Here is a 21029-nt window from a genome sequence, read left to right as displayed (position 1 = left end):
ATCAGAGAATCAAAGGTGGTTATATTTTCTTTTCAATCTTTAAATTTTTAAATCGTTCAATCTTTTAATATATTTGGAATATGAAAATCGAATCGCAAATAGAGAAAATTTCCAGTTTTCAGCATCTTGAATTGCTGGCCAATCAGGTTGTGGAAGGTTTTATTTCAGGAATGCATAAAAGTCCGTTTCATGGATTTTCGGCAGAATTTGCTGAGCATAAAGTCTATAATGTTGGCGAAAGTACCAAGCACATTGATTGGAAATTGTTTGCCAAAACGGATCGTTTATACACCAAACGATTTGAGGAAGAAACTAATTTGCGGTGTCATCTTATTATCGATAATTCCTCTTCAATGCATTATCCGAAACTAAAAGGCGGTCAGCAATTTTTTGAGAATAAGATTGGCTTTTCTGTTTTGGCCTCGGCGGTTTTAATGAATCTTTTAAAGAAGCAACGCGATGCTGTGGGACTAAGTGTGTTTTCGGATACATATGAGTACTATGCTCCTGAAAAAGGCAGTGATCGCCATCATAGAATGATCTTAAATACACTTGAAGGGCTTTTAGAGAAACCTGCGACTAAAAAAAGTACTGATACAATTACATTTTTACATCAAATAGCCGAGAAGATTCACCGTCGTTCGATGATTGTCTTGTTTACGGATATGTTTCAGTCCGGAAATGAGGAAGCGCTGTTTAATGCCTTGCAGCATTTGAAACACAACAAGCATAAAGTGGTCTTGTTTCACGTTGTCGATAACAAAACAGAGTTAAATTTTGACTTTGATAATGCTCCAAGGAAGTTTATTGATGTAGAAACAGGAGAAGAAGTAGCAGTTTTTGCGGATAATGTCAAAGAAGAATACGAAAAACAGACAGAAAGTTACTTTAAGAAACTCGCTTTGACCTGCTCACAAAACCGAATAAAGTACATTCCGGTAAGTGTTGGAGAAAGTTTTGAAAAAATTTTAATGACATACTTGGTTGAAAAACAAAACTTTGGATAATAAGGTTAAAATTTATCAATTATTTTTTCAAAAAACGCTTGTGTAAACGGAAATCTATTGTATCTTTGCCACCGCAATAACGCAGAGGTTTGGTAGTTCAGTTGGTTAGAATACATGCCTGTCACGCATGGGGTCGCGGGTTCGAGTCCCGTCCAGACCGCAATATTGGGGAAAGCCTTTCGTAACAGAAAGGCTTTTTTGCCCCTATAAAGTATCTAAAGTTAGTTGTGTTGTTTGCTACGAATTTGTAACTCGTAGCGGGTTTAGTAGTTAGACCAATGAAAAGCTTTCCACTTTTGTGGATAGCTTTTTTGATTTAAAATGAAGCTGGTTTGGTAGTTCAGTTGGTTAGAATACATGCCTGTCATCTCGTCTTTTGGGACGAGACGGGTTCGATTCAAGAACTGTGTTTAAGAATTAGAATGGTATAGATTAAAATACTGGTTTGGTAGTTCAGTTGGTTAGAATACATGCCTGTCATCTCGTCTTTAGGACGAGACGGGTTCGATTCAAGAACTGTGTTTAAGAATTAGAATGTTATAGATTAAAATACTGGTTTGGTAGTTCAGTTGGTTAGAATACATGCCTGTCACGCATGGGGTCGCGGGTTCGAGTCCCGTCCAGACCGCCAGTAATAAAAAAGCTTTTCGTAATAGAAAAGCTTTTTTTGTTTTTGTAAAATTCAAATAGCAATCGATATGTATTTTGTTTACATCATAAAAAATCATCAAGGATTATTTTACAAAGGATTTACACAAGATCTTGGTAAGCGTATTTTAGAACACAATAATGATTTAAGCCGATACACTTCTGGAAAAAGTCCGTGGGTTTTGGTTTATTTCAAAGAATTTGAAACAAAAACAGAAGCATTAAAAGAAGAATTGCGATTGAAAAAGCTTAATGTTGCTTCGATAGAAAGATTATTAACGAGTTTTCAAGTTGAATAGAACGCATGCCTGTCATCTCGTCTTTTGGGACGAGACGGGTTCGAGTCCTCTCGTTCTAAAAACGAGACCAGTAACAAAAAGCTTTTCGTAATAGAAAAGCTTTTTTTGTTTTTGTAAAATTCAAATAGCAATCGATATGTGTTTTGTTTACATCATAAAAAATCATCAAGGATTATTTTACAAAGGATTTACACAAGATCTTGGTAAGCGTATTTTTGAACACAATAATGATTTAAGCCGATACACTTCTGGAAAAAGTCCATGGGTTTTGGTGTATTTCAAAGAATTTGAAACTAAAACAGAAGTATTAAAAGAAGAATTACGATTGAAAAAGCTTAATGTTGCTTCGATAGAAAGATTATTAACGAGTTTTCAAGTTGAATAGAACGCATGCCTGTCATCTCGTCTTTTGGGACGAGACGGGTTCGAGTCCTCTCGTTCTAAAAACGAGACCAGTAATAAGAAGCTTTTCATAACTGAAAAGCTTTTTCTTTTAAAAAGAATTCTTAAAACTAATGGTACATTAGAACAATTCCGATTTATAGTGCCAAACAGTCCATACAAACAATCCTAAATACATTACGCAAACCACAAATTTCATAAAGCTGGAAGCCAGAAAACCTATAAAGGAACCTGCGGCTGCTTTCAAAGCCCGATTGTGGTCTTTAAAATCATAAATAAGTTCTCCTATTAGCGCGCCAACAAAAGGACCGATAATGAACCCAAAAGGGATAGGAGCAAGGATTCCAATAATCAGACCGAGGTTAGTTCCCCAGACGCCATAAGAGCTTCCGCCAAATCTCTTGGTTCCTTTAGCCGGAATCACGTAATCTAAAACCGATATGATAACAGTGACTAACAATGCAATTCCTAAAATCCAATAATTTGCCGGAACAGCATTCGTAAAATAAAGTAATGCCAACCCAACCCAACTGATGCTGGGTCCGGGTAAAACGGGTAAAAAACTACCAAAAATGCCCAAAATAACACACATGAAACCAAGAACCAAAAGCAGTACATCCATAAATTTATTTTTAGTAATTTTGAAAACACAAAAGCAACACCTAACCAGCTTATGAAAGATATTAAATTAATAGTTTCATTTTCGATTATCTTCTTTTTTACTTTTTCTTTTTGTGCCGTAAATGCTCAGGAAAAAATTGTAAAAAGCAACGATATGATTTTAAAGGAGGCTATTTACAACGAGAATAGAGTAAAAGTATTAAATTTTTCGATGAAAGAGTTTGACAGACTTTTTTTTGAGTTTTCCGATAAAAAATCAAATCCAAATTTAGTATTGACAAAAGAGGAATTTTATAAATATACGATTCAGATTGCTATTTTTTCAGATAGATTGGCAGCTTTGTATCCGGATCAAAAAGAAGTCGCCGCCGAAAACAAAAAGAAATGGTTTGCTGAAAACTATGAAGATTATTTGCTTTCGAAAGCCTCTCCAAAAAAATAATTGTATTTTTATAGAATATTAGTCCAATTCAAAAACAAAACCTTGAAGCAGTATTACCTCTTTTTAGTATTTATATTTTTTAATTCCTGTCAATACTTTGACAAGCAAATTCCATCGGAAAAGGAATTGTTGCAAAAGGAACTGAAATCAATCAACTGGAAAGAAGTCGATGAATACCCATCGGTAGTGGATTGCGAAAAAATAGAAGATAAAAAACAGCGTCAACAGTGTTTTTTTGAAGTTTTAACGTTGCTGATTCAAGAGAAATTGAGCGTTGACACCCTCTCGATTCTCTATCCTGAACTGGATACGATTGAAGTAAAGGTTACTGTTTTTCCAAATGCGACCATCCAATTCGAGCCTCAATTTCCAAAAGATTCGGTTGCCTACGACAAAATCAAAATTGACAGTATTCTTAAAGCACGTTTGGTTGATTTCCCAAAAATTAACCCCGCCATAAAACGCGGAATTCCCGTAAAAACCCAATTTATACTTCCGGTTATTCTAAAAGTAGAGTAGTTTTTCTGGAGCTGCTTCCAGCTGTTCACTGTATCTTTTTCTTTTTTAAAGGAAAAAAGAAAAAGGATGCCGTTTCCATCTGGGCTAGGGCATTAGTGTAAGTTAAAATTTTCTGCCTTTCCATTCATATTTTCCAAACAAAGAATACAAAGCTACGCTCACACTAAAAAAAGGATAGAATAAACTGCCCAAAATCAAATACTGTATTTTGGTTTTGGTTAAAAATTCATTGGATTTGTAAATCAAAACGGTATCAACTGAAAACTTCAAAGTAAATAATAAAAAGACATTCTGAAAAGCAGTTAAACCGAAGACCCAAAAACCAAGAACGAAAAGCCAACTCAGATTTCCCGCAAATACTAATAGTCCCAATCCTTTTCCGAAAGTACTTTGATACGAACTTGTTTTGGATGCCCAACGAACGCGTTGGTAAAACAACGATTTCAAGTCATTCAGAGGTTTAGTAGTGACAATCGTATTTTGAGATTTTAGATAATGCACTTTTTCAGGGGATTTGGCAATCGCTTTTTGCAGCAGGAAAACATCATCGCCACTGGCAATTGCATCGTTTCCATTGAAACCATTCAGTTCTTGAAAAAAGGATTTGGTATACGCAAAGTTGGCGCCATTGCACATAAATCCTTTATCAATGCCAAAACTACCAATGGTTGCGCCTTGTAAACTCGCCAAATCCAATTGCTGGAAATGATGCAAAAACGAATTACCACAATTATACGTTACCGCTCCGGTAATCATAGCAACATCATGAAGCTGAATGTAATTATCCAATGTCAATAACCAGTTTTCATTGACTACACAATCGGCATCGGTGGTGATAATCCAGTCTGTATTTACAATTTGCATTGCGGTTACAATCGCATCTTTTTTGGGCGAATTCGTAACTCTGACGTTATTTATAACCGAAACTTTAAATTTTAAGCTTGGAATTTTAAACGCTTCTTCAGAAAAATCATCGACCAAAATCACTTCGAACAATTCCATCGGATAATTCAATTTCGACAAACTCTCCAATAGAATGGGTAAATTTTCGGCTTCATTCCGGAAAGGAACAATAATCGAGAATTTTGTTTTTGGCGTTAAGCCAATATAATCTATAGCATTTACTTTGGTGAAACCATAAATCAAGAAGGCAATCGCAACGCAATAGAGGACTATAACGAAGTACAAAACAAAAATCATATTGGATTTTTAGTTTTAAAATTCAAAACATAATAACTGCCAATTATTACCGGCAGAACTACATTCAGAAACCACATAAGTGTGGTTATAAAAATTACTATCCATTCGTTTACGCCAAGAATTCCGAAGAAATATACAGCCACACTTCCTTTTACTGCAAAGTCCAAAAACTGAAATGTAGGCAAAGAGGAAGCTAGGAAATAAACGCTTGTAATCGTGGCAATGGCTATTAAATAAGGTAAGTCAACATCAAAAGCCAGGAACAAAAAGTAATATTGGTGCGAAAAAACCAGAAAACGACAAATGCCTAAAAAGATATTTTTTTGATGAATAGGTTTTGGGATTTCGTTAATCTTATGAATCAGTTTTTCGATAGAATAGCCCTTAATGTTTATTTTTTTCAAAGAAAACAAGATTCCAAATGCCAAAAAACAAATGCCAAACAGAATCATAACGGTTTTCGTAGTAATTACATTGTATTGTGCATTGAAATACAACAACCCGAAAATTCCAAAAATAACAGTCAATATCATTTGGATTCCGTTGCAAATCAGATTCAAGAAAATCACTTTTTTAGTGTTTGATTTATCAAAAAACAATGCTTTTCCGGCATATTCGCCCACGCCGTTTGGCGTAAAAAGTCCCGCGGTTAATGCACCAAGAACTTGTTTTGTTGCTTCGCCCAAAGATATTTTATGGATAAACTCGACTAAGTTTTGCCATTTCAATATTTCAAAAAACCGATTCAAAACACTCAATAACAAAATAAACGCGATTCCGCCAATGGATTGGTTTTTCTGGAATAAAACAATGAATTTTTGCCAATCCAGTTTGTCGTTATTGGCCAATTGATTGTAAATAAAATAAAACGCGCCACCCACAATCAAAAGTTTGATTAGAAGTACGAGGAATTGCTTAGTTTTGTGTGGAATTGTAATCATTACTGCAAAATAACAAATTAAAATTGGCAAACGAACGCATCATATTAGGAATTGACCCGGGAACTACGATTATGGGTTTTGGATTGATAAAAATTGTCAATAAAAAAATGGAGTTTTTGCAATTGAATGAACTGCAATTGTCCAAATACGACAATCATTATCAAAAGCTGAAAATCATTTTTGAACGCACGATTGAGTTGATTGATACACACAATCCAGATGAAATTGCAATTGAAGCGCCTTTCTTTGGTAAAAACGTACAATCGATGCTAAAGTTGGGACGTGCGCAAGGTGTAGCAATGGCAGCGGGACTTTCAAGAGATATTCCTATAACTGAATATGAGCCTAAGAAAATAAAAATGGCGATTACCGGAAACGGAAACGCCAGTAAAGAGCAAGTTGCCAAAATGCTTCAACAACTTTTAGGACTGAAAGAATTGCCTAAAAATCTTGACAGTACCGATGGATTGGCAGCTGCAGTTTGTCATTTTTTCAATTCCGGAAAAGTGGTTGGCGCTAAAAGCTATACGGGTTGGGATGCTTTTGTAAAACAAAACGAAGAACGAGTTAAAAAATAGTAGTCGGTTATCAGTATTCAGTTTGTAGAACTGACCGCTCATCACTGATTACTGACCACTAATTATGTCAGGAATCTATATTCATATCCCTTTTTGCAAGCAGGCGTGTCATTACTGCGATTTCCATTTTTCGACTTCGATGAAGAAGAAAGAAGAAATGGTTTTGGCTATTGCCAAAGAAATTCAAATGCGTAAAAGTGAGTTTGAGAATGAAGATGTCGAAACCATTTATTTTGGTGGAGGTACGCCAAGTGTTTTAACTTCTGAAGAAATTAATTTTTTGATTGCTGCAGTTTATAGCAATTATTCTGTGATTGAAAATCCCGAAATCACACTGGAAGCCAATCCTGATGATTTGTCAAGCGAACGAATAATTGAATTGTCTAAAAGTAAAATCAACCGATTAAGCATTGGGATTCAGTCTTTCTTTGAAGAAGATTTACAATTGATGAACCGCGCTCATAATTCGGCGGAAGCCAAAAAATGTTTGGAAGAAGCTACCAAATATTTTGACAATATTTCCCTCGATTTGATTTATGGAATTCCGAGAATGAGTAACGAAAAATGGAAACAAAACATTGAAACAGCATTGTCCTTTGGGATTCCGCATATTTCGAGTTATGCGTTAACTGTGGAACCAAAAACCGCTTTGAATAAACTGATACAAACCGGAAAAATTGCGGCTCCTAAGGATGAAGTTGCCCAAGAGCATTTTGCTATTTTGGTAGAAACGCTTGAAGCAAATGGATTTATCCATTATGAATTGTCGAATTTTGGGAAGGAAAATTATTTTTCCAAGAACAATTCAGCGTATTGGTTGGGGAAAAAATACATTGGAATTGGTCCTTCGGCACATAGTTATGATGGCGTTTCAAGAAGTTGGAATGTATCGAATAATTCTCTTTATTTAAAATCTATTAAAGAAGACAAATTGCCCAATGAAATAGAAATTCTTTCGACAGCTGACCGATATAACGAATATGTTATGACGGGTTTGCGAACGATTTGGGGCGTTTCTTTGGATAGAATAAAAACGGAATTTGGGGATGAATATTTGGACTATCTAAATAAACAAGTACAGAAGTTTCTTAATGATGATTTAGTTTTTATCGAAAACAATATCTTGAAATCAACACCGAAAGGAAAGTTTTTGACAGATGGAATTGCATCAGATTTATTTTATTTAAATTTGGAATAATTATTTAACCGCAAGGTTCGCAAAGGTTTACGCAAAGTTCACAAAGATTTATTAGTATGACTGAAAATGAATTATCAAGAATTGTATTTGATTGTGCTTTGAGAGTCCATAAGGGACTTGGACCGGGATTATTAGAGAGCGCCTATGAAGAATGTCTATATTATGAACTAAAGAAATTGGGTTTGAATGTTGTAAAACAAAAATCCTTGCCTTTGGTATATGAAGAAGTAAAATTAGAGATTGGTTACCGAATTGACATTATTGTTGAGGATAAATTGATTTTAGAAATAAAATCGGTGGATGCTTTAAATGATATTCATTTTGCTCAATTATTAACGTATCTGAAATTGACTGATTGTAAGCTAGGTTTACTTATAAATTTTAATGTTGTTTTGATAAAAGATGGAATAAAACGAATTGTAAATAATCTTTAATCATGACTTTGTGAGCCTTACGCAAATCTTTGCGTCATTTGCAGTAAAAAAAATATGAAAGTAAAAATCAACAATTTCGTCGTCTATTTGTCAAAAGGCGTGGAAATTAATCTTTAAATTTGACTTTGCGAGCCTTGCGTAAACCTTTGCGACCTTTGCGGTAAAAAAACTATGAAAGCAAAAATCAACAATTTCGAAGTTAACCTATCAAAACCCATTGATATTTCGATTCCGTTGACAAATACAGACGAGAATCCAATTGCTTGGTATATTGACAAACCAGTAATTGAACCCGTTGTTTTTGGGGATTGGATAGGTAAAGTTTCTGAGGGAAAATCTTCTACTAATTTTAATAATATTTTCTTCAATCCACACGGACATGGAACGCACACCGAATGTCTGGGGCATATTACACGAGAGTTTTACAGCATTAATCAGTCGTTGAAACAGTTTTTCTTTTTGGCAGAATTGATTTCGGTTGTGCCGGAAATACAAGGAGAAGATTTGGTAATAACAAAAAATCAGATTGAAAACGGTTTGAGCGGAAAAACTCCTGAAGCCATAATTATTAGAACGCTTCCGAATTTTAAAATAAAAAAATCTTTAAAATATTCCAATACGAACCCGCCTTTTCTGGAGGAAGATGCTGCGCGTTTCATTCGCGAAAGCGGTATTAAACATTTATTGATTGATTTGCCAAGTGTCGATAAAGAAAAAGATGATGGAAAATTATTGGCACACAAAGCGTTTTGGAATGTAAAAGATGTTAACAATCTGAATACTGATGCACGATTGGATTGTACGATTACGGAAATGATTTTTGTTTCTGACAAAGTGAAAGACGGCAATTATTTGCTGAATTTACAAATCGCATCTTTTGAGAATGATGCGAGTCCCAGTAAACCGGTTTTGTATGCTATTTTAAATGATGAAAAAATAATTTCATAAATGAACTTAGAAACATATTACGAATATTGCTTGTCTAAAAAAGGAGTGACGGAACATTTTCCTTTTGATGAAGATACATTGGTATTTAAAGTGGGGGGTAAAATGTTTGCATTATCGTCTTTAAGTCAATGGGAAAAAGGACAGCCGTCAGTCAATTTAAAATGTGATCCGGAGCACGCCCAGGAATTACGCGCTGAATACGATGACATTCAGCCGGGTTTTCATATGAGTAAAACCCATTGGAATACAATTGCGATAAATGCGTCAGTTCAAGATGTGCTTGTCAAGGAGTTGATTGATCATTCCTATGAATTGGTTTTCAAAAGTTTAACAAAGAAATTGCAAAGTGAAATTCAAGAATTAGAAAATTAGGCATTACTTTTGCGAAAGAATTCAGAATAAAAATTACAAACACATACTGAAATAAATTCAGCATATCATATGAAAGAACAATTTAAGAAGTTTTTAAACGAAGAACAAGACCCAAAAGCTATTGAAAAAATCGCTTCAAAATTGAGTGATTTATTGATGAAAAATGAAGAAATCGGATATATTGCTGTTCAAAAAAAACCAGCGATTACCGTTTTGCCGGATAGTATTGTGATGACCAATAAAAGAATTATCATTTGTCAGCCCAAAAATCTGGGACTTTCAATGAATTTTATTGATTACACATGGGATGAGATTGAAGGCACTTTTGTGAAAGAAAATATCTTGGGTTCAGAGTTTTCTTTTACAACCAGAACAAATATGGAAGTTTCGATTGATTATATTCCTAAAATCCAAGCTAGAAAGATTTTTACGTATGCCAAAGAACAATTGGATATACTGAAAGTTGGTTCTGTATTAAACGCAACCATGATGGATGAAGTTCTGGCTGCTCCAATGGAAGAAGTGGAAATTATCGAAGAAATGGAAACGGAAGAGGTGACTAGTTTTGCTGAAATAATGCCGATTTCACAACCAAATTTCTCTGCTGAAAATCAGGAATTCGAAGCCGTTTCAACAAGTCCAAAAGACAAATCTTTAAATGATTTATCACAAGACGAACTTTTTGAAAAACTACAGAATTATAAAAAATTATTGGATAACGGATTGATTTTACAAGGCGAATATGATGCTTTCAAAAAAGAAATTTTAAGTTATATGTAGTTTAGAAAAGAATCAAAGAATGAATAATAAAAAACCCGACAACTCTTAAGTGTCGGGTTTTGTTGTTTTTATTATAAAGTTCTTTTCTGCTTTTCTACAAAATTATTGGATTGTAATTCTAATAAATCAGTAGCATTTTTTCGTTGCAAATCATATAATTTCTTATCATCAGCAATATCTCCGTAGACTTTATCGTGCATCGTTGCACTTGTTTTTACTAACAACGTGCGTTGGTATTTGTCTTGTTCGATTGTTGCTTTTAACGCTGTTTCTAAATCTTCTAATTTATAATCGTATTCACCTTTTGGAGAAAGTAATTTGGCAATAATTGGAGAAGTTTCAATGGCTAAAAACAAGAGCATAATAAAAAACGAAGGAAGCCAAGGTAATTTATCCAAGGCGTTGATTCGTGCCATTAAACCGTCAAATCCATCAATAATAGGCTGTGTTTCGGTAACTTTCTTGTCTAAATCGGTTTGCAGCGTTTTAGTGTTTTTCTCCATTTCAGCAATTTTAGCCAAGTTGGTTTTTTGTAAGGTGTCCAATTCTTTTTTGGCCAAATCATGTTTGGCAATTTTTTCTTTAAAAACCGGCCCTTTACCTAATTTTTTGGTTCCTGCAGTTCCTTCGGCCTCTGTGATATACGTTTCATAAAGTGTATTGACTTCTTTTTCTTTCTTGGTAATTTCCGATTTCAAACCTGCTATTTCAGCTTTGTTTTTGTCTAAATCGGACTTGAAATAATTCGCCACTTCCTTTTTGTTATTCAAAGCCATGGCATTTTTCTCTTTTAATAAAACGGTATTAATTTCCTTTTCGAAAATTTTAATTTCCAATGGTTTTGAAATCACTATTGCAATGATTATCGCTAAAATAATTCGAGGAGTTGCCTGCAGAAATTCACTTCCAAACTGGTCTCTTTTTCGAATAGTGGAAACAATAAAACGGTCCAAATTAAAAATAAGTAAACTCCAAACGATACCAAAAGCGATTGCGGGATATATACTGTCAAAAACGGTAAATAGTGCATAAGAACTGGCAAGAAAAGCCATGACGGCGGTGAAGAAAACAGTGGCGCCAATACCGACGTATTTGGTTTGTTCGCCTTCGGAACAGCCTTCAAGAAGGTCTTTGTCAGCTCCGGAACAAAGGATGAAAAATTGTTTTAACATGATTGATTTTTTTTGATTGATTGATGGTTGCAAATTTAACGCCAAAAAATGAATATTGGTATAAATAGTTGATATGTTTTTAATTAACGATTTTTATATATAAAAATAGAGCCGCTCTTTACGAACGGCTCTATTGGTTTTGAATTAATATTAACTTAAGCTAATGGTGCTCCTGCCATAATTTCGGCGTTGGCAAATTCTTCGAATTTGGCGAAGTTAGCTTTGAACTTTTGAGCTAATTCCACCGCTTTTTTATCGTATAGTTTAGGATTTTCCCAGGTATTTCTTGGATTTAATATTTCACTAGGAACATTTGGACAGGTTTGCGGTTTTGCAATTCCAAATACTTTGTGATTTTCGTAAGCCACATCGTCTAATTCTCCGTTTAATGCAGCGGTAATCATAGCACGTGTGTATTTTAATTTCATTCTGCTTCCTATTCCGTAAGGACCGCCTGTCCAACCCGTATTGATTAACCAAACTTTTACATTGGCATCTTTCATTTTTTTACTCAACATTTCAGCATATTTTGTTGGGTGCAAAGGCATAAATGGTGCGCCAAAACAAGCCGAAAAATTAGGCTGAGGTTCTGTAATTCCAGCTTCTGTTCCTGCAACTTTTGCCGTGTAACCAGAAATAAAGTGGTATGCAGCCTGCCCCGGAGTAAGTTTAGAGATTGGAGGCAATATTCCGAATGAATCGGCAGTTAAGAAAAATATATTCTTTGGATTTTTCCCAATAGAGCCAGGCTGAATGTTATCAATATGATAAATAGGATAGCTTACTCTGGTGTTTTGTGTGATTGAAATATCTTCAAAATCAACTTCATTAGTGTCTTTATTTAGGACTACATTTTCTAGGATTGCTCCTTTTTTTATAGCTCTAAAAATATCGGGTTCGTTTTCTTCAGAAAGGTTGATGACTTTTGCATAACAACCACCTTCAAAGTTGAAAACTGTATTTTCATTAGTCCAGCCATGCTCATCATCACCAATTAATTTTCTGTTTGGATCCGCAGATAAAGTTGTTTTTCCGGTTCCTGATAATCCAAAGAAAATAGCAGTATCTCCGTCTTTTCCAACATTGGCACTACAGTGCATTGGTAATGTGTTTTTGAAAACTGGTAAAATGAAATTCAATGCAGAGAAAATCCCTTTTTTCATTTCACCTGTGTAACCGGTTCCGCCTATCAAAACTACTTTTCGAGTAAAGTCAAGAATTGCAAAATTGCTTTGACGAGTTCCGTCTATAACAGGATCTGCCATAAAGCTAGGCACGCAAAGTAAAGTCCATTCTGGGTCGAAGTTTGATAATTCGTCCATTTCTGGTCTCAAAAACATATTGTAACAAAATAAATTTGCCCAAGGAGTTTCTGTGATTACGCGAATATTTAATCTGTAATTTGGATCAGAACATACGTATGAATCTCTTACATAAACTTCTTTGTTGGACAAATAGGAGGTTACTTTATTGTAAAGTGCTTCAAAAGCATCTGATTCAAAAGGGATATTTACTTTTCCCCACCAAACTTGATTTTCACTGATGCTGTCTTTTACTATATATCGGTCTTGAGGAGAACGGCCAGTATATTCGCCTGTATTTACTGCTAATGCACCGGTTGAGCTTTCAATTCCTTGACCTAATTTTATGGTTATGTCGTGTAATTCTTCAGGGGATAACTGGTAATGAATTTTTGCATTTTCAATTCCTAATTCTTTTAACGAAATCGATTGCGAGAAAAGCGTGTTATTGTCCATAAATTTATTGTTGTGTAGTTTCTTTTTTATAGACTGCAAAAGTAGAAATTATATTTTAGATAGCCTTTGATTCTTCTAATTTTGTGATTTTTTATTCATAATATTCATCAATAAAACGCCCCAGCCCAGTATTAATAGGAGTCCGCCAATAGGAGTAACGAATCCTATAATTTTAAAATCAAAAGAAGTAAGGTCGTTTGTCGCTAATAAATAAATAGACCCAGAGAATAAAATTACACCAAAAAGGACTAAAAAATAGATTACTTTTTTTGTTTTTTGAGGGATATCTTTCATTAGTCCAAAAAACAATAAAAATAGCGCATGGTACATTTGATAGCGTACTCCGGTTTCAAAAGTAGATAATTGTTCAATAGACAGTACTTTTTTTAGGGCATGTGCGCCAAAAGCACCAAGAATTATAGCAATCATTCCTAAAATAGCTCCTGTTGAAAGTATCCTTTTGTCCATGTTAGTGTTGTTTTTATTGCAAAAGTATCTCATATCTCTTTAAATTAAAAACGATTTATAAGATACTTTTTTAGTTGTTGATTGATTATAAATCAGGTTTTACAACTTACATAATTTTTTTTGCAACACTATTTGTTATAAATACAACAATTTTGTATGTTTGTGTTATAATTATAAAAAATGAAAACAATTTTAATCATCGGGGCAGGAAGATCAGCTTCATCTTTGATACATTATCTTTTAAGTAAATCAGAAAAAGAGAACTTGCATCTTATAATTGGTGATTTGTCATTGGCATTAGCTGAAAAAAAGACAAATAATCATCCCAATGCAACGGCGATTGCCTTAGATATTTTTGATGAAAATCAAAGAAAAGCAGCTATTGAGAAAGCCAATATTGTTATTTCGATGTTGCCGGCTCATTTGCATATTGAGGTAGCTAAGGATTGTATTGTTTACAAAAAGCATTTGGTTACCGCTTCCTACGTGAGTGATGCCATGCAGGAATTAGATGCTGCAGCCAAAGAGAACAATCTGATTTTCATGAATGAAATTGGACTTGATCCTGGGATTGACCACATGAGCGCAATGAAAGTGATTGATGAGATTAAAGAAAAAGGCGGAGAAATGCTTCTTTTTGAATCTTTTTGTGGCGGTCTTGTAGCTCCGGAATCCGATACGAATCTTTGGAATTACAAATTTACCTGGGCACCACGTAATGTAGTTCTTGCAGGTCAAGGTGGCGCTGCCAAGTTTATTCAGGAAGGTACTTATAAATACATTCCGTATTGTAATTTGTTTCGCAGAACGGAGTTTTTGGATGTTGAGGGTTATGGTCGATTTGAAGCGTATTCGAATCGGGATTCCTTGAAATATCGAAGTGTGTATGGTTTAGACAATGTGCTTACTTTATACAGAGGAACGATTCGGAGAGTTGGTTTCTCTAAAGCTTGGAATATGTTTGTTCAGTTAGGAATGACAGATGATAGTTACATCATGGAAGATTCTGAAAACATGAGCTACAGAGAATTTGTAAATTCTTTTTTACCATATCATCCCACGGATTCTGTAGAAATTAAAACGCGTTTGATTCTAAAAATTGACCAAGATGACATCATGTGGGATAAATTGTTAGAATTAGATTTGTTCAATCGTGATAAAAAAGTAGGGTTGAAGAATGCTACTCCGGCTCAAATTTTAGAGAAAATACTCAGTGATAGTTGGACACTTCAACCTAAAGATAAAGATATGATTGTCATGTATCACAAATTTGGATACGAATTAAATGGCAAGAAAGAACAAATAGATTCAAAAATGGTTTGTATTGGCGACGATCAAACCTATACTGCAATGGCAAAAACCGTGGGTTTGCCCGTTGCAATGGCAACTTTATTAATCTTGAATGGTAAAATCACGACTCCGGGAGTTCAATTGCCTATTAGTAAAGAAGTCTATGTGCCTATTTTGAAAGAGTTAGAGGAATATGGTGTTGTTTTCAAAGAACAATCCATGTCGTATTTAGGATATAATCCTGATAAAGAGTTTAGTTAGTAGTTTTTTTTAGATTTTTAGTTTGATAAATCCGCTCCTTTTGAAGCGGATTTGTTTTTTAAAATTCTTTATTTATGCTGAGCGTAGCCGAAGTATGGGCGTGACCCTGCAAATTGCTTCGTCGTTCCTCCTCGCAACTTCGGGTCGGGCTGTTCGCTGCAATCTTTATGTTTTTAAAGAAAAAACATAAAGGATTTTCGCTGCCATCCCTCACGCAACGCATTCCAATGACACGCCGTTTTTTTAATTAATTGTAAGAAAATTTTAATATATTTGGAAAACGCAAAGCAAAAAAAATCTACACTTATGTACTCATGTTTGGGTGTGTATACTAAGGTTTGTTTCGCTTATATACAAGTTATATGCAAGTTTAAAATGACACTAAATGACACGACAAGTAGAATTTGATATAGCACTATCCTTCGCAGGAGAAGACAGGAATTATGTTGACCAAGTAGCACATATTCTGAAGTCCAAGGGAATAAGTGTTTTTTATGACAAATTTGAAGAAGCTAATTTATGGGGTAAAAACCTTTATGACTATCTGAGCGACATTTACAGAAATAAAGCACTTTATACGATTATGTTTGTGTCTGACAACTATAATAAAAAGTTGTGGACAAACCACGAAAGACAGGCAATGCAGAGCCGAGCATTTCAAGAGAACCAAGAATATATATTACCTGCAAGATTTGACGAAACAGAAATTCCGGGTTTACTTCCAACAATCGGTTATATACCATTAAATGACAAAAGCCCTAGTGATTTTTGTGAAGTCATTTTCAAAAAACTTGTTTTAAGCGGACGGACAATTCCTAGTGAGCAGGTTAGGAAAAGCCTATCACCACTTGTCAAAATTCCCAAAATCGACCCGAGTAGTTTTTCTGTAACAGTAAAGAATGAAAAGGGGAACCATTTATTGGTGCTGACCTTTTTTTAATCGCTGATAATGATACGCACCTAAACAACAAGACAAATAATGAAGGCAAGGCAACATTTGTAATAAACACGAGAAGAAGTTATAAACTCTATTTTGCCAATGCCAACTATCCCGCTTATATGGTTGAAAAAATTGACCCAGATAGTGATTTTGAAATTTTAGTTCATTCTTCAGAAAATATTGGTTCGGTAATATGTAATAGTACAGGGTACATACCAGGGCTAAAAGGTCGACTAAACCCAATTTTAGACACAGCCAATAGGACTTACTTATACGCAGACAATATTGCAATCAATGGTGGGCTTTCGCAACCAGCGACATTTAAAGTAAATGTTCCTATGGACTTAGAAGATTGCGATGGTATGATTATGCAAGTAACAGTAAAGGACATTCAAGGGCGAGTTTCCCTATTAGAATTTGTAAGACCAATTATTGAAGAATGAAAAAACCTGCTTGTAACAGCACATTTGCAATAGGCGGGGTTTCGTGCACCGCAGACAGTTTAGTGGTAGCCGAAAGTTATGTGCCTCGAATAAAGTTCAGTGGTAAAAATCTCGCCCATCGCAAATCTGCAAAACGTTAGTTTAACAAATCCGCTCCTTTTGAAGCGGATTTGTTTTTTACAATTACGCCTTTCCAGATTGAATAGTTATTGGTAAGCTATACATTACTCTCACAGGGACACCGTTCATTTTTCCGGGAATCCATTTCGGGCATAATTTTAAAACACGAATGGCTTCTTCACCGGTTCCAAAACCAATATCTCGTATGTTTTTTATGTCGCTTAAACTGCCGTCTTTTTCTATTATAAAGGTGATGTATACTTTTCCTTTTAAATTAGGTTGTTCTGGAGTTTTAAAATTATTGGCGACAAATTGATAGAATTTCATCATTCCCCCTGGGAAATCTGGTTTTTCGGTTATTCCAGCAGTATTGTAGACTTCATTTTCCCCTTTTTGGACAAACTGATTTTCAGAATCGTAAGCATCAATTTCAATTACTTCAGGAGCTCCTTTGCTTAAAATCCCCAGAAGTTCCTCGTTTGTAGGCAATTCTTTTTGCTTGGATAGGATAGAAGGTATAGCTCTCTTTTCTACAGGAGTTAGTTCATTGTATTTTTTTTCGCTGGCAACCTTTCCTTTTTCATCTTTAATTTTAAAAGTGGTTTTGTCGTAATACGTTTTAATTAAATTTTCAGATTTTTTAGGAGTAGTTTCTTTTTTTACATTGGTTTCTTGTGCAACGACTTTCGTACACAATAAAAACAATAAGGCAGTTACTAAAGGAATTAGCATTGCTTTTTTTAATAAAGCTTCTGTTTTTGATGTGGTTTTTGTCATCATGAGCAATCGTTTTTTAGTTATTAAATAATTCAAATTACTGGCCAAGTAAAAAGTTTGGTTCTCGTTCGCTTTCGATAGTAATAAAGATTGGTAGAACGGAACGTTGTTATAGGAGGTCACGACTTTCTCATCGGCAAGAAATTCGTGATTGAGTTGTATGGCTTTTTTGTAAAAAATAAAAATGGGGTTGAACCAAAAAACAGTTTTCAATAGTTCGATGAATAAAATATCCAAAGTGTGTTTTTGGGTTACATGAGTGAGTTCGTGCGTGTACAATTCAGCTTCAATTTGACGGTTGTTGTATTCCGTCTCGTTGATGAAAATCGTATTCAAGAAAGTATGTGGCAACGTTTTTTCGGGAACTAAAATCAATTTGGCATTCTTATAATCAATTGGTGTATTCGACTTCATTTTAGAAGAAATCTTGATGATATTGCTGATGAAACGTATCGCCAGAACGAGTGTTACTACAGCATACAAACTCCATAATCCTATTGCCAGATAGTTAGTTTCCTCAATGATTACTGCGTTTCCTTGCAGTATTTGAATGTTTGCTGGATTGACTGTAGGTTCTGCTATTTCCTGAATCACTTCAATGGTTATAAATGGAAGTATCATCGAAAAAACAAGGCTGAACAACAAGTAAAACCTATTGAAAACGTGTATTTTTTCTTTTTCCAAAAATAGATAATACACTGCCAGTAATACGCATAAAGTAATTGTCGATTTGATTAGAAAGTCGCTCATTTTTTCTTTTTTTGAATTTCACTGTCTATTATTTTCTTAAGTTCTTCCAGCTCCGTTTGGGACAAATTGGTTTCGGTGGTAAAGAAAGAAGCAAATTGCGATGCCGAATTGTTAAAGAAATTACTAATCAATCCGTTTACGTGTTTCGAGAAATAATCGGTTTTCTTGACTAGAGGATAATATTCCCGAGAGTTCCCAAATTCATTGTAGGCTACAAATTGCTTGTCAATCATTCTTTTCAATAAAGTAGCAATGGTTGTGGTTGCGGGTTTTGGTTTTGGATAGGCTTCTAGCAAGTCTTTCATGAAGGCTTTTTCTAGTTTCCAAAGGTGTTCCATTACTTGTTCTTCGGCGTTCGTGAGTTGTTGCATGGTTATTTTTTATTTGGTGTAAATTTCTTGAGTGGGTATTCCTTTTTCATAGATTTTGGTTCCTAGCAAAACGCCTTCGGAGTCATAAAATGTCCATTCTCCTGTGGGTAGCCATTCTATTTTTGATTCTATTATGAATTTTTTTGAAAATCCTATTTGTTGAATTTTTCCAGTATTGTGATATTTGATAACGTGGCAACTATTTTTTTTATACTTTTCTTTTGAAAGTAGTCGATCGCTCATAAATTCTTTCCAAGTTCCTGTTTTATCTCCTTTTTTGTATCTTCCTGTTGCGACAGATTCGATGTTCATGTATTTTTCCGTTTGAATCCATTTACCAGTTTTTAATCCGTTTTTGGTTTGATTAATTTTGCAACTAGTGAGGCTTATGCATATTAAAAGAACGATAATTTTATATTGATTTTGGACTTTCATACTCTACATGTTAAAACATTGCTCTACAAATGTAGAATAAAAAAGCAAATAAACAAATTTTAAAGAAAAAATATTTTGATAGTCAGCGGTTTGCGTTAGGGATGGGAGTGGAAATCCTTTTTATTTTTTTGTTTTAAAAAATAAAAAGATTGAGAACGGACAGCCTGACCCGCTATTTTCAGCGGGAAACGCCCAAAAAAAATCCGCCCTGTTTAGTGCGGATTTAGTTTTTAATGAAAGGAATTTATTTTGATAACTCCACAAAATATTTATAAAACAACGGAATGGTTTCAATTCCTTTTAGGTAATTGAAGATTCCGAAGTGTTCGTTTGGCGAGTGAATGGCATCGCTGTCCAGACCAAATCCCATTAGAATAGTCTTGCTTTTCAGTTCTTTTTCGAATAGCGCTACGATGGGAATACTTCCTCCGGAACGCACCGGAATTGCGGGAACGCCAAAGGTTTCAGTATACGCCATGTTTGCGGCTTTGTAGCCAATGCTGTCTATTGGGGTTACGTAACCCTGTCCGCCATGATGCGGTTTTACCTTTACGGTAACGCCGGCAGGAGCAAGGCTTGTGAAGTGTTTGGTAAACAATTCGGTGATTTGTTCCCAATCTTGATTTGGTACTAAACGCATCGAGATTTTAGCGAAAGCTTTACTCGCAATAACTGTTTTGGCCCCTTCTCCGGTGTAACCACCCCAGATTCCGTTGACATCCAGCGTAGGACGAATGGAATTTCTTTCGTTCGTTACATAGCCGCTTTCGCCATAAACGTCATTAAGGTCTAATGCTTTTTTATAGTTTTCTAAATTGAATGGCGCTTTTGCCATTTCAGCTCTTTCTTCCAGCGATAATTCTACTACATTATCATAGAAACCGGGAATGGTAATGTGATTGTTTTCGTCATGAAGCGAAGCGATCATTTTAGACAACACATTGATAGGATTGGCTACTGCTCCACCGTATAGTCCAGAGTGTAAATCACGGTTTGGTCCAGTAACTTCTACTTCTACATAGCTTAAGCCACGCAAACCAGTTGTAATTGACGGTTGCTGATTAGAAATCATTCCGGTATCCGAAATTAAAATCACATCATTCTTTAATTTTTCCTGATTGCGTTCGACAAACCAACTCAAACTTTTGGAACCAATTTCCTCTTCGCCTTCAATCATGAATTTCACGTTGCAAGGCAAAGTATTGGATTGAACCATATATTCTAATGCTTTTACGTGCATGTACATTTGGCCTTTGTCATCACAAGATCCACGGGCAAAAATGGCGCCTTCGGGATGAATTTCGGTTTTCTTGATTACGGGTTCAAAGGGTGGAGAAGTCCATAATTCGATTGGATCTGGTGGTTGAACATCATAATGTCCGTACACTAAAACGGTAGGTAAGGACGGGTTTATGATTTTTTCTCCATAAACGATTGGATAACCTGGAGTATCACAAATTTCAACAAAATCACAACCTGCTTTTTCTAAACTTGCTTTTACGGCATCTGCTGTTTCAAAAACATCATGCGAATAAGCAGTGTCGGCACTTACGGATGGAATTTTTAATAATTCGACTAACTCGTTGATAAAGCGATCTTTGTGTTCTTGAACGTATGCTTTAATATTTTCCATTATTTGAATTTTGTTTATATTTCAAAAGTACAAAAAAGAGTATGAATATTTTTTGTCAAATTTACTTTGAAAATTGGAAGTTATGTTTATCTTTGCACCCACAATTACGCGGATATGGTGAAATTGGTAGACATGCCAGACTTAGGATCTGGTGCCGCAAGGCGTGTAGGTTCGAGTCCTATTATCCGCACAAAAAAAAGCTTCTCAATCGAGAAGCTTTTTT

Annotated in this window: 24 protein-coding genes and 3 tRNA genes; 17 read left to right on the top strand and 10 right to left on the bottom strand. The window is 34.9% G+C overall.

Translation table 11 applies throughout. The features are described 5' to 3' along the window. Positions 1-80 precede the first annotated feature (80 nt). From CLV00_RS02805 to CLV00_RS02785, 5 genes are all read left to right on the top strand, one after another. Positions 81-1007 carry a DUF58 domain-containing protein gene (locus CLV00_RS02805; protein WP_099713716.1) on the top strand — a complete coding sequence of 309 codons (927 nt, stop codon included), beginning with the start codon at positions 81-83 and terminating at the stop codon, positions 1005-1007. Positions 1008-1093: 86 nt separating this feature from the next. Continuing rightward, a tRNA-Asp gene (locus tag CLV00_RS02800) sits at positions 1094-1167 on the top strand. 394 nt (positions 1168-1561) lie between these two features. After that, positions 1562-1638, top strand: a tRNA-Asp gene (locus CLV00_RS02795). 67 nt (positions 1639-1705) lie between these two features. Then, complete coding sequence (locus CLV00_RS02790) at positions 1706-1954, top strand: GIY-YIG nuclease family protein (RefSeq protein ID WP_099713715.1); 249 nt, start codon at positions 1706-1708, stop codon at positions 1952-1954. A gap of 136 nt (positions 1955-2090) precedes the next feature. Beyond that, a complete protein-coding gene (locus tag CLV00_RS02785) occupies positions 2091-2339 on the top strand; it encodes a GIY-YIG nuclease family protein (protein WP_099713714.1) in 249 nt (82 codons plus the stop codon). Positions 2340-2477: 138 nt separating this feature from the next. Here the strand turns inward: CLV00_RS02785 and CLV00_RS02780 are convergent, their stop codons facing one another. Further along, positions 2478-2978 (bottom strand): DUF456 domain-containing protein, encoded by a 501-nt coding sequence (locus CLV00_RS02780; protein WP_099713713.1) that lies wholly within the window; start codon positions 2976-2978, stop codon positions 2478-2480. 51 nt (positions 2979-3029) lie between these two features. Here CLV00_RS02780 and CLV00_RS02775 point away from each other — a divergent pair, with 51 nt between their 5' ends. Together CLV00_RS02775 and CLV00_RS02770 are read left to right on the top strand one after the other, a co-directional pair. Then, entirely contained in the window at positions 3030-3419 is a 390-nt protein-coding gene (locus CLV00_RS02775) for a hypothetical protein (protein ID WP_099713712.1), read from the top strand. A 42-nt stretch (positions 3420-3461) separates the two neighbouring features. Beyond that, positions 3462-3938, top strand: coding sequence for a hypothetical protein (locus CLV00_RS02770; RefSeq protein ID WP_099716206.1), 477 nt, complete (start codon positions 3462-3464; stop codon positions 3936-3938). A 102-nt stretch (positions 3939-4040) separates the two neighbouring features. Here CLV00_RS02770 and CLV00_RS02765 read toward each other — a convergent pair whose 3' ends face one another. Continuing rightward, entirely contained in the window at positions 4041-5138 is a 1098-nt protein-coding gene (locus CLV00_RS02765; protein ID WP_099713711.1) for a glycosyltransferase, read from the bottom strand. Then, positions 5135-6079, bottom strand: a complete 945-nt coding sequence (locus tag CLV00_RS02760; RefSeq protein WP_099713710.1) for a hypothetical protein — start codon at positions 6077-6079, stop codon at positions 5135-5137. Before CLV00_RS02760 ends, CLV00_RS02765 begins: the two co-directional genes overlap by 4 nt. A gap of 23 nt (positions 6080-6102) precedes the next feature. Between CLV00_RS02760 and ruvC the strand changes: the two genes are divergently transcribed. The 6 genes from ruvC (at position 6103) to CLV00_RS02730 (ending at position 10389) form a co-directional block, all read left to right on the top strand. Continuing rightward, positions 6103-6657, top strand: coding sequence for a crossover junction endodeoxyribonuclease RuvC (gene ruvC, locus CLV00_RS02755; RefSeq protein WP_091172893.1), 555 nt, complete (start codon positions 6103-6105; stop codon positions 6655-6657). Between the two features lie 64 nt (positions 6658-6721). After that, on the top strand, positions 6722-7855 hold the full coding sequence (gene hemW, locus CLV00_RS02750; RefSeq protein ID WP_099713709.1) for a radical SAM family heme chaperone HemW: 1134 nt from the start codon (positions 6722-6724) through the stop codon (positions 7853-7855). Positions 7856-7911: 56 nt separating this feature from the next. After that, positions 7912-8289 carry a GxxExxY protein gene (locus CLV00_RS02745; RefSeq protein ID WP_099713708.1) on the top strand — a complete coding sequence of 126 codons (378 nt, stop codon included), beginning with the start codon at positions 7912-7914 and terminating at the stop codon, positions 8287-8289. A 171-nt stretch (positions 8290-8460) separates the two neighbouring features. Continuing rightward, positions 8461-9237, top strand: coding sequence for a cyclase family protein (locus tag CLV00_RS02740; RefSeq protein ID WP_099713707.1), 777 nt, complete (start codon positions 8461-8463; stop codon positions 9235-9237). Then, entirely contained in the window at positions 9238-9609 is a 372-nt protein-coding gene (locus tag CLV00_RS02735; RefSeq protein WP_099713706.1) for an MmcQ/YjbR family DNA-binding protein, read from the top strand. It begins immediately after the preceding gene. A gap of 69 nt (positions 9610-9678) precedes the next feature. Beyond that, positions 9679-10389, top strand: coding sequence for a PH domain-containing protein (locus CLV00_RS02730; protein ID WP_099713705.1), 711 nt, complete (start codon positions 9679-9681; stop codon positions 10387-10389). Positions 10390-10460: 71 nt separating this feature from the next. Here the strand turns inward: CLV00_RS02730 and CLV00_RS02725 are convergent, their stop codons facing one another. The 3 genes from CLV00_RS02725 to CLV00_RS02715 all read right to left on the bottom strand — a co-directional run bounded on the left by CLV00_RS02725 (position 10461) and on the right by CLV00_RS02715 (position 13786). Then, complete coding sequence (locus CLV00_RS02725) at positions 10461-11561, bottom strand: DUF4407 domain-containing protein (protein WP_099713704.1); 1101 nt, start codon at positions 11559-11561, stop codon at positions 10461-10463. Between the two features lie 155 nt (positions 11562-11716). After that, on the bottom strand, positions 11717-13318 hold the full coding sequence (gene pckA / locus CLV00_RS02720; protein WP_099713703.1) for a phosphoenolpyruvate carboxykinase (ATP): 1602 nt from the start codon (positions 13316-13318) through the stop codon (positions 11717-11719). Positions 13319-13393: 75 nt separating this feature from the next. Beyond that, positions 13394-13786, bottom strand: a complete 393-nt coding sequence (locus tag CLV00_RS02715; protein WP_099713702.1) for a DUF423 domain-containing protein — start codon at positions 13784-13786, stop codon at positions 13394-13396. Positions 13787-13966: 180 nt separating this feature from the next. On the opposite strand from CLV00_RS02715, the gene CLV00_RS02710 reads away from it, so the two are divergent. The 3 genes from CLV00_RS02710 to CLV00_RS16440 all read left to right on the top strand — a co-directional run bounded on the left by CLV00_RS02710 (position 13967) and on the right by CLV00_RS16440 (position 16720). Further along, complete coding sequence (locus CLV00_RS02710) at positions 13967-15337, top strand: saccharopine dehydrogenase family protein (RefSeq protein ID WP_099713701.1); 1371 nt, start codon at positions 13967-13969, stop codon at positions 15335-15337. A gap of 385 nt (positions 15338-15722) precedes the next feature. Beyond that, complete coding sequence (locus tag CLV00_RS16445) at positions 15723-16277, top strand: toll/interleukin-1 receptor domain-containing protein (RefSeq protein ID WP_199074750.1); 555 nt, start codon at positions 15723-15725, stop codon at positions 16275-16277. 119 nt (positions 16278-16396) lie between these two features. Further along, on the top strand, positions 16397-16720 hold the full coding sequence (locus CLV00_RS16440) for a hypothetical protein (RefSeq protein WP_199074748.1): 324 nt from the start codon (positions 16397-16399) through the stop codon (positions 16718-16720). 183 nt (positions 16721-16903) lie between these two features. Here CLV00_RS16440 and CLV00_RS02700 read toward each other — a convergent pair whose 3' ends face one another. The 4 genes from CLV00_RS02700 to CLV00_RS02685 form a co-directional block, all read right to left on the bottom strand. Beyond that, entirely contained in the window at positions 16904-18367 is a 1464-nt protein-coding gene (locus CLV00_RS02700) for an energy transducer TonB (protein ID WP_099713700.1), read from the bottom strand. After that, entirely contained in the window at positions 18364-18738 is a 375-nt protein-coding gene (locus CLV00_RS02695) for a BlaI/MecI/CopY family transcriptional regulator (RefSeq protein ID WP_099713699.1), read from the bottom strand. The genes CLV00_RS02700 and CLV00_RS02695 overlap by 4 nt, the downstream gene beginning before the upstream one ends. A 9-nt stretch (positions 18739-18747) precedes the next feature. Next, positions 18748-19050: a hypothetical protein gene (locus CLV00_RS02690; protein WP_143394871.1), complete on the bottom strand. Its 303-nt coding sequence runs from the start codon at positions 19048-19050 to the stop codon at positions 18748-18750. Positions 19051-19417: 367 nt separating this feature from the next. Further along, positions 19418-20806, bottom strand: a complete 1389-nt coding sequence (locus CLV00_RS02685; protein WP_099713697.1) for a dipeptidase — start codon at positions 20804-20806, stop codon at positions 19418-19420. Positions 20807-20914: 108 nt separating this feature from the next. Between CLV00_RS02685 and CLV00_RS02680 the strand changes: the two genes are divergently transcribed. Then, positions 20915-20996: transfer RNA gene (locus tag CLV00_RS02680), tRNA-Leu, on the top strand. The last annotated feature ends 33 nt before the right edge of the window (positions 20997-21029 follow it).

Source organism: Flavobacterium sp. 11 (assembly GCF_002754315.1).
Lineage (GTDB): Bacteria > Bacteroidota > Bacteroidia > Flavobacteriales > Flavobacteriaceae > Flavobacterium > Flavobacterium algoritolerans.
This window is presented reverse-complemented; position numbering and strand designations above follow the sequence as displayed.

Coding starts and splice junctions, on each gene's coding strand:
- CLV00_RS16445 (WP_199074750.1), top strand. CDS start 15,723: ATGACACGACAAGTAGAATTTGATATAGCACTATCCTTCGCAGGAGAA.
- CLV00_RS02695 (WP_099713699.1), bottom strand. CDS start 18,738: ATGCAACAACTCACGAACGCCGAAGAACAAGTAATGGAACACCTTTGG.
- CLV00_RS02690 (WP_143394871.1), bottom strand. CDS start 19,050: ATGAACATCGAATCTGTCGCAACAGGAAGATACAAAAAAGGAGATAAA.
- CLV00_RS02765 (WP_099713711.1), bottom strand. CDS start 5,138: ATGATTTTTGTTTTGTACTTCGTTATAGTCCTCTATTGCGTTGCGATT.
- CLV00_RS02805 (WP_099713716.1), top strand. CDS start 81: ATGAAAATCGAATCGCAAATAGAGAAAATTTCCAGTTTTCAGCATCTT.
- CLV00_RS02685 (WP_099713697.1), bottom strand. CDS start 20,806: ATGGAAAATATTAAAGCATACGTTCAAGAACACAAAGATCGCTTTATC.
- CLV00_RS02775 (WP_099713712.1), top strand. CDS start 3,030: ATGAAAGATATTAAATTAATAGTTTCATTTTCGATTATCTTCTTTTTT.
- CLV00_RS02735 (WP_099713706.1), top strand. CDS start 9,238: ATGAACTTAGAAACATATTACGAATATTGCTTGTCTAAAAAAGGAGTG.
- CLV00_RS02745 (WP_099713708.1), top strand. CDS start 7,912: ATGACTGAAAATGAATTATCAAGAATTGTATTTGATTGTGCTTTGAGA.
- pckA (WP_099713703.1), bottom strand. CDS start 13,318: ATGGACAATAACACGCTTTTCTCGCAATCGATTTCGTTAAAAGAATTA.
- hemW (WP_099713709.1), top strand. CDS start 6,722: ATGTCAGGAATCTATATTCATATCCCTTTTTGCAAGCAGGCGTGTCAT.
- CLV00_RS02785 (WP_099713714.1), top strand. CDS start 2,091: ATGTGTTTTGTTTACATCATAAAAAATCATCAAGGATTATTTTACAAA.
- CLV00_RS02700 (WP_099713700.1), bottom strand. CDS start 18,367: ATGAGCGACTTTCTAATCAAATCGACAATTACTTTATGCGTATTACTG.
- CLV00_RS02780 (WP_099713713.1), bottom strand. CDS start 2,978: ATGGATGTACTGCTTTTGGTTCTTGGTTTCATGTGTGTTATTTTGGGC.
- CLV00_RS02740 (WP_099713707.1), top strand. CDS start 8,461: ATGAAAGCAAAAATCAACAATTTCGAAGTTAACCTATCAAAACCCATT.
- CLV00_RS02725 (WP_099713704.1), bottom strand. CDS start 11,561: ATGTTAAAACAATTTTTCATCCTTTGTTCCGGAGCTGACAAAGACCTT.
- CLV00_RS16440 (WP_199074748.1), top strand. CDS start 16,397: ATGGTTGAAAAAATTGACCCAGATAGTGATTTTGAAATTTTAGTTCAT.
- CLV00_RS02790 (WP_099713715.1), top strand. CDS start 1,706: ATGTATTTTGTTTACATCATAAAAAATCATCAAGGATTATTTTACAAA.
- CLV00_RS02760 (WP_099713710.1), bottom strand. CDS start 6,079: ATGATTACAATTCCACACAAAACTAAGCAATTCCTCGTACTTCTAATC.
- CLV00_RS02715 (WP_099713702.1), bottom strand. CDS start 13,786: ATGGACAAAAGGATACTTTCAACAGGAGCTATTTTAGGAATGATTGCT.
- CLV00_RS02710 (WP_099713701.1), top strand. CDS start 13,967: ATGAAAACAATTTTAATCATCGGGGCAGGAAGATCAGCTTCATCTTTG.
- CLV00_RS02730 (WP_099713705.1), top strand. CDS start 9,679: ATGAAAGAACAATTTAAGAAGTTTTTAAACGAAGAACAAGACCCAAAA.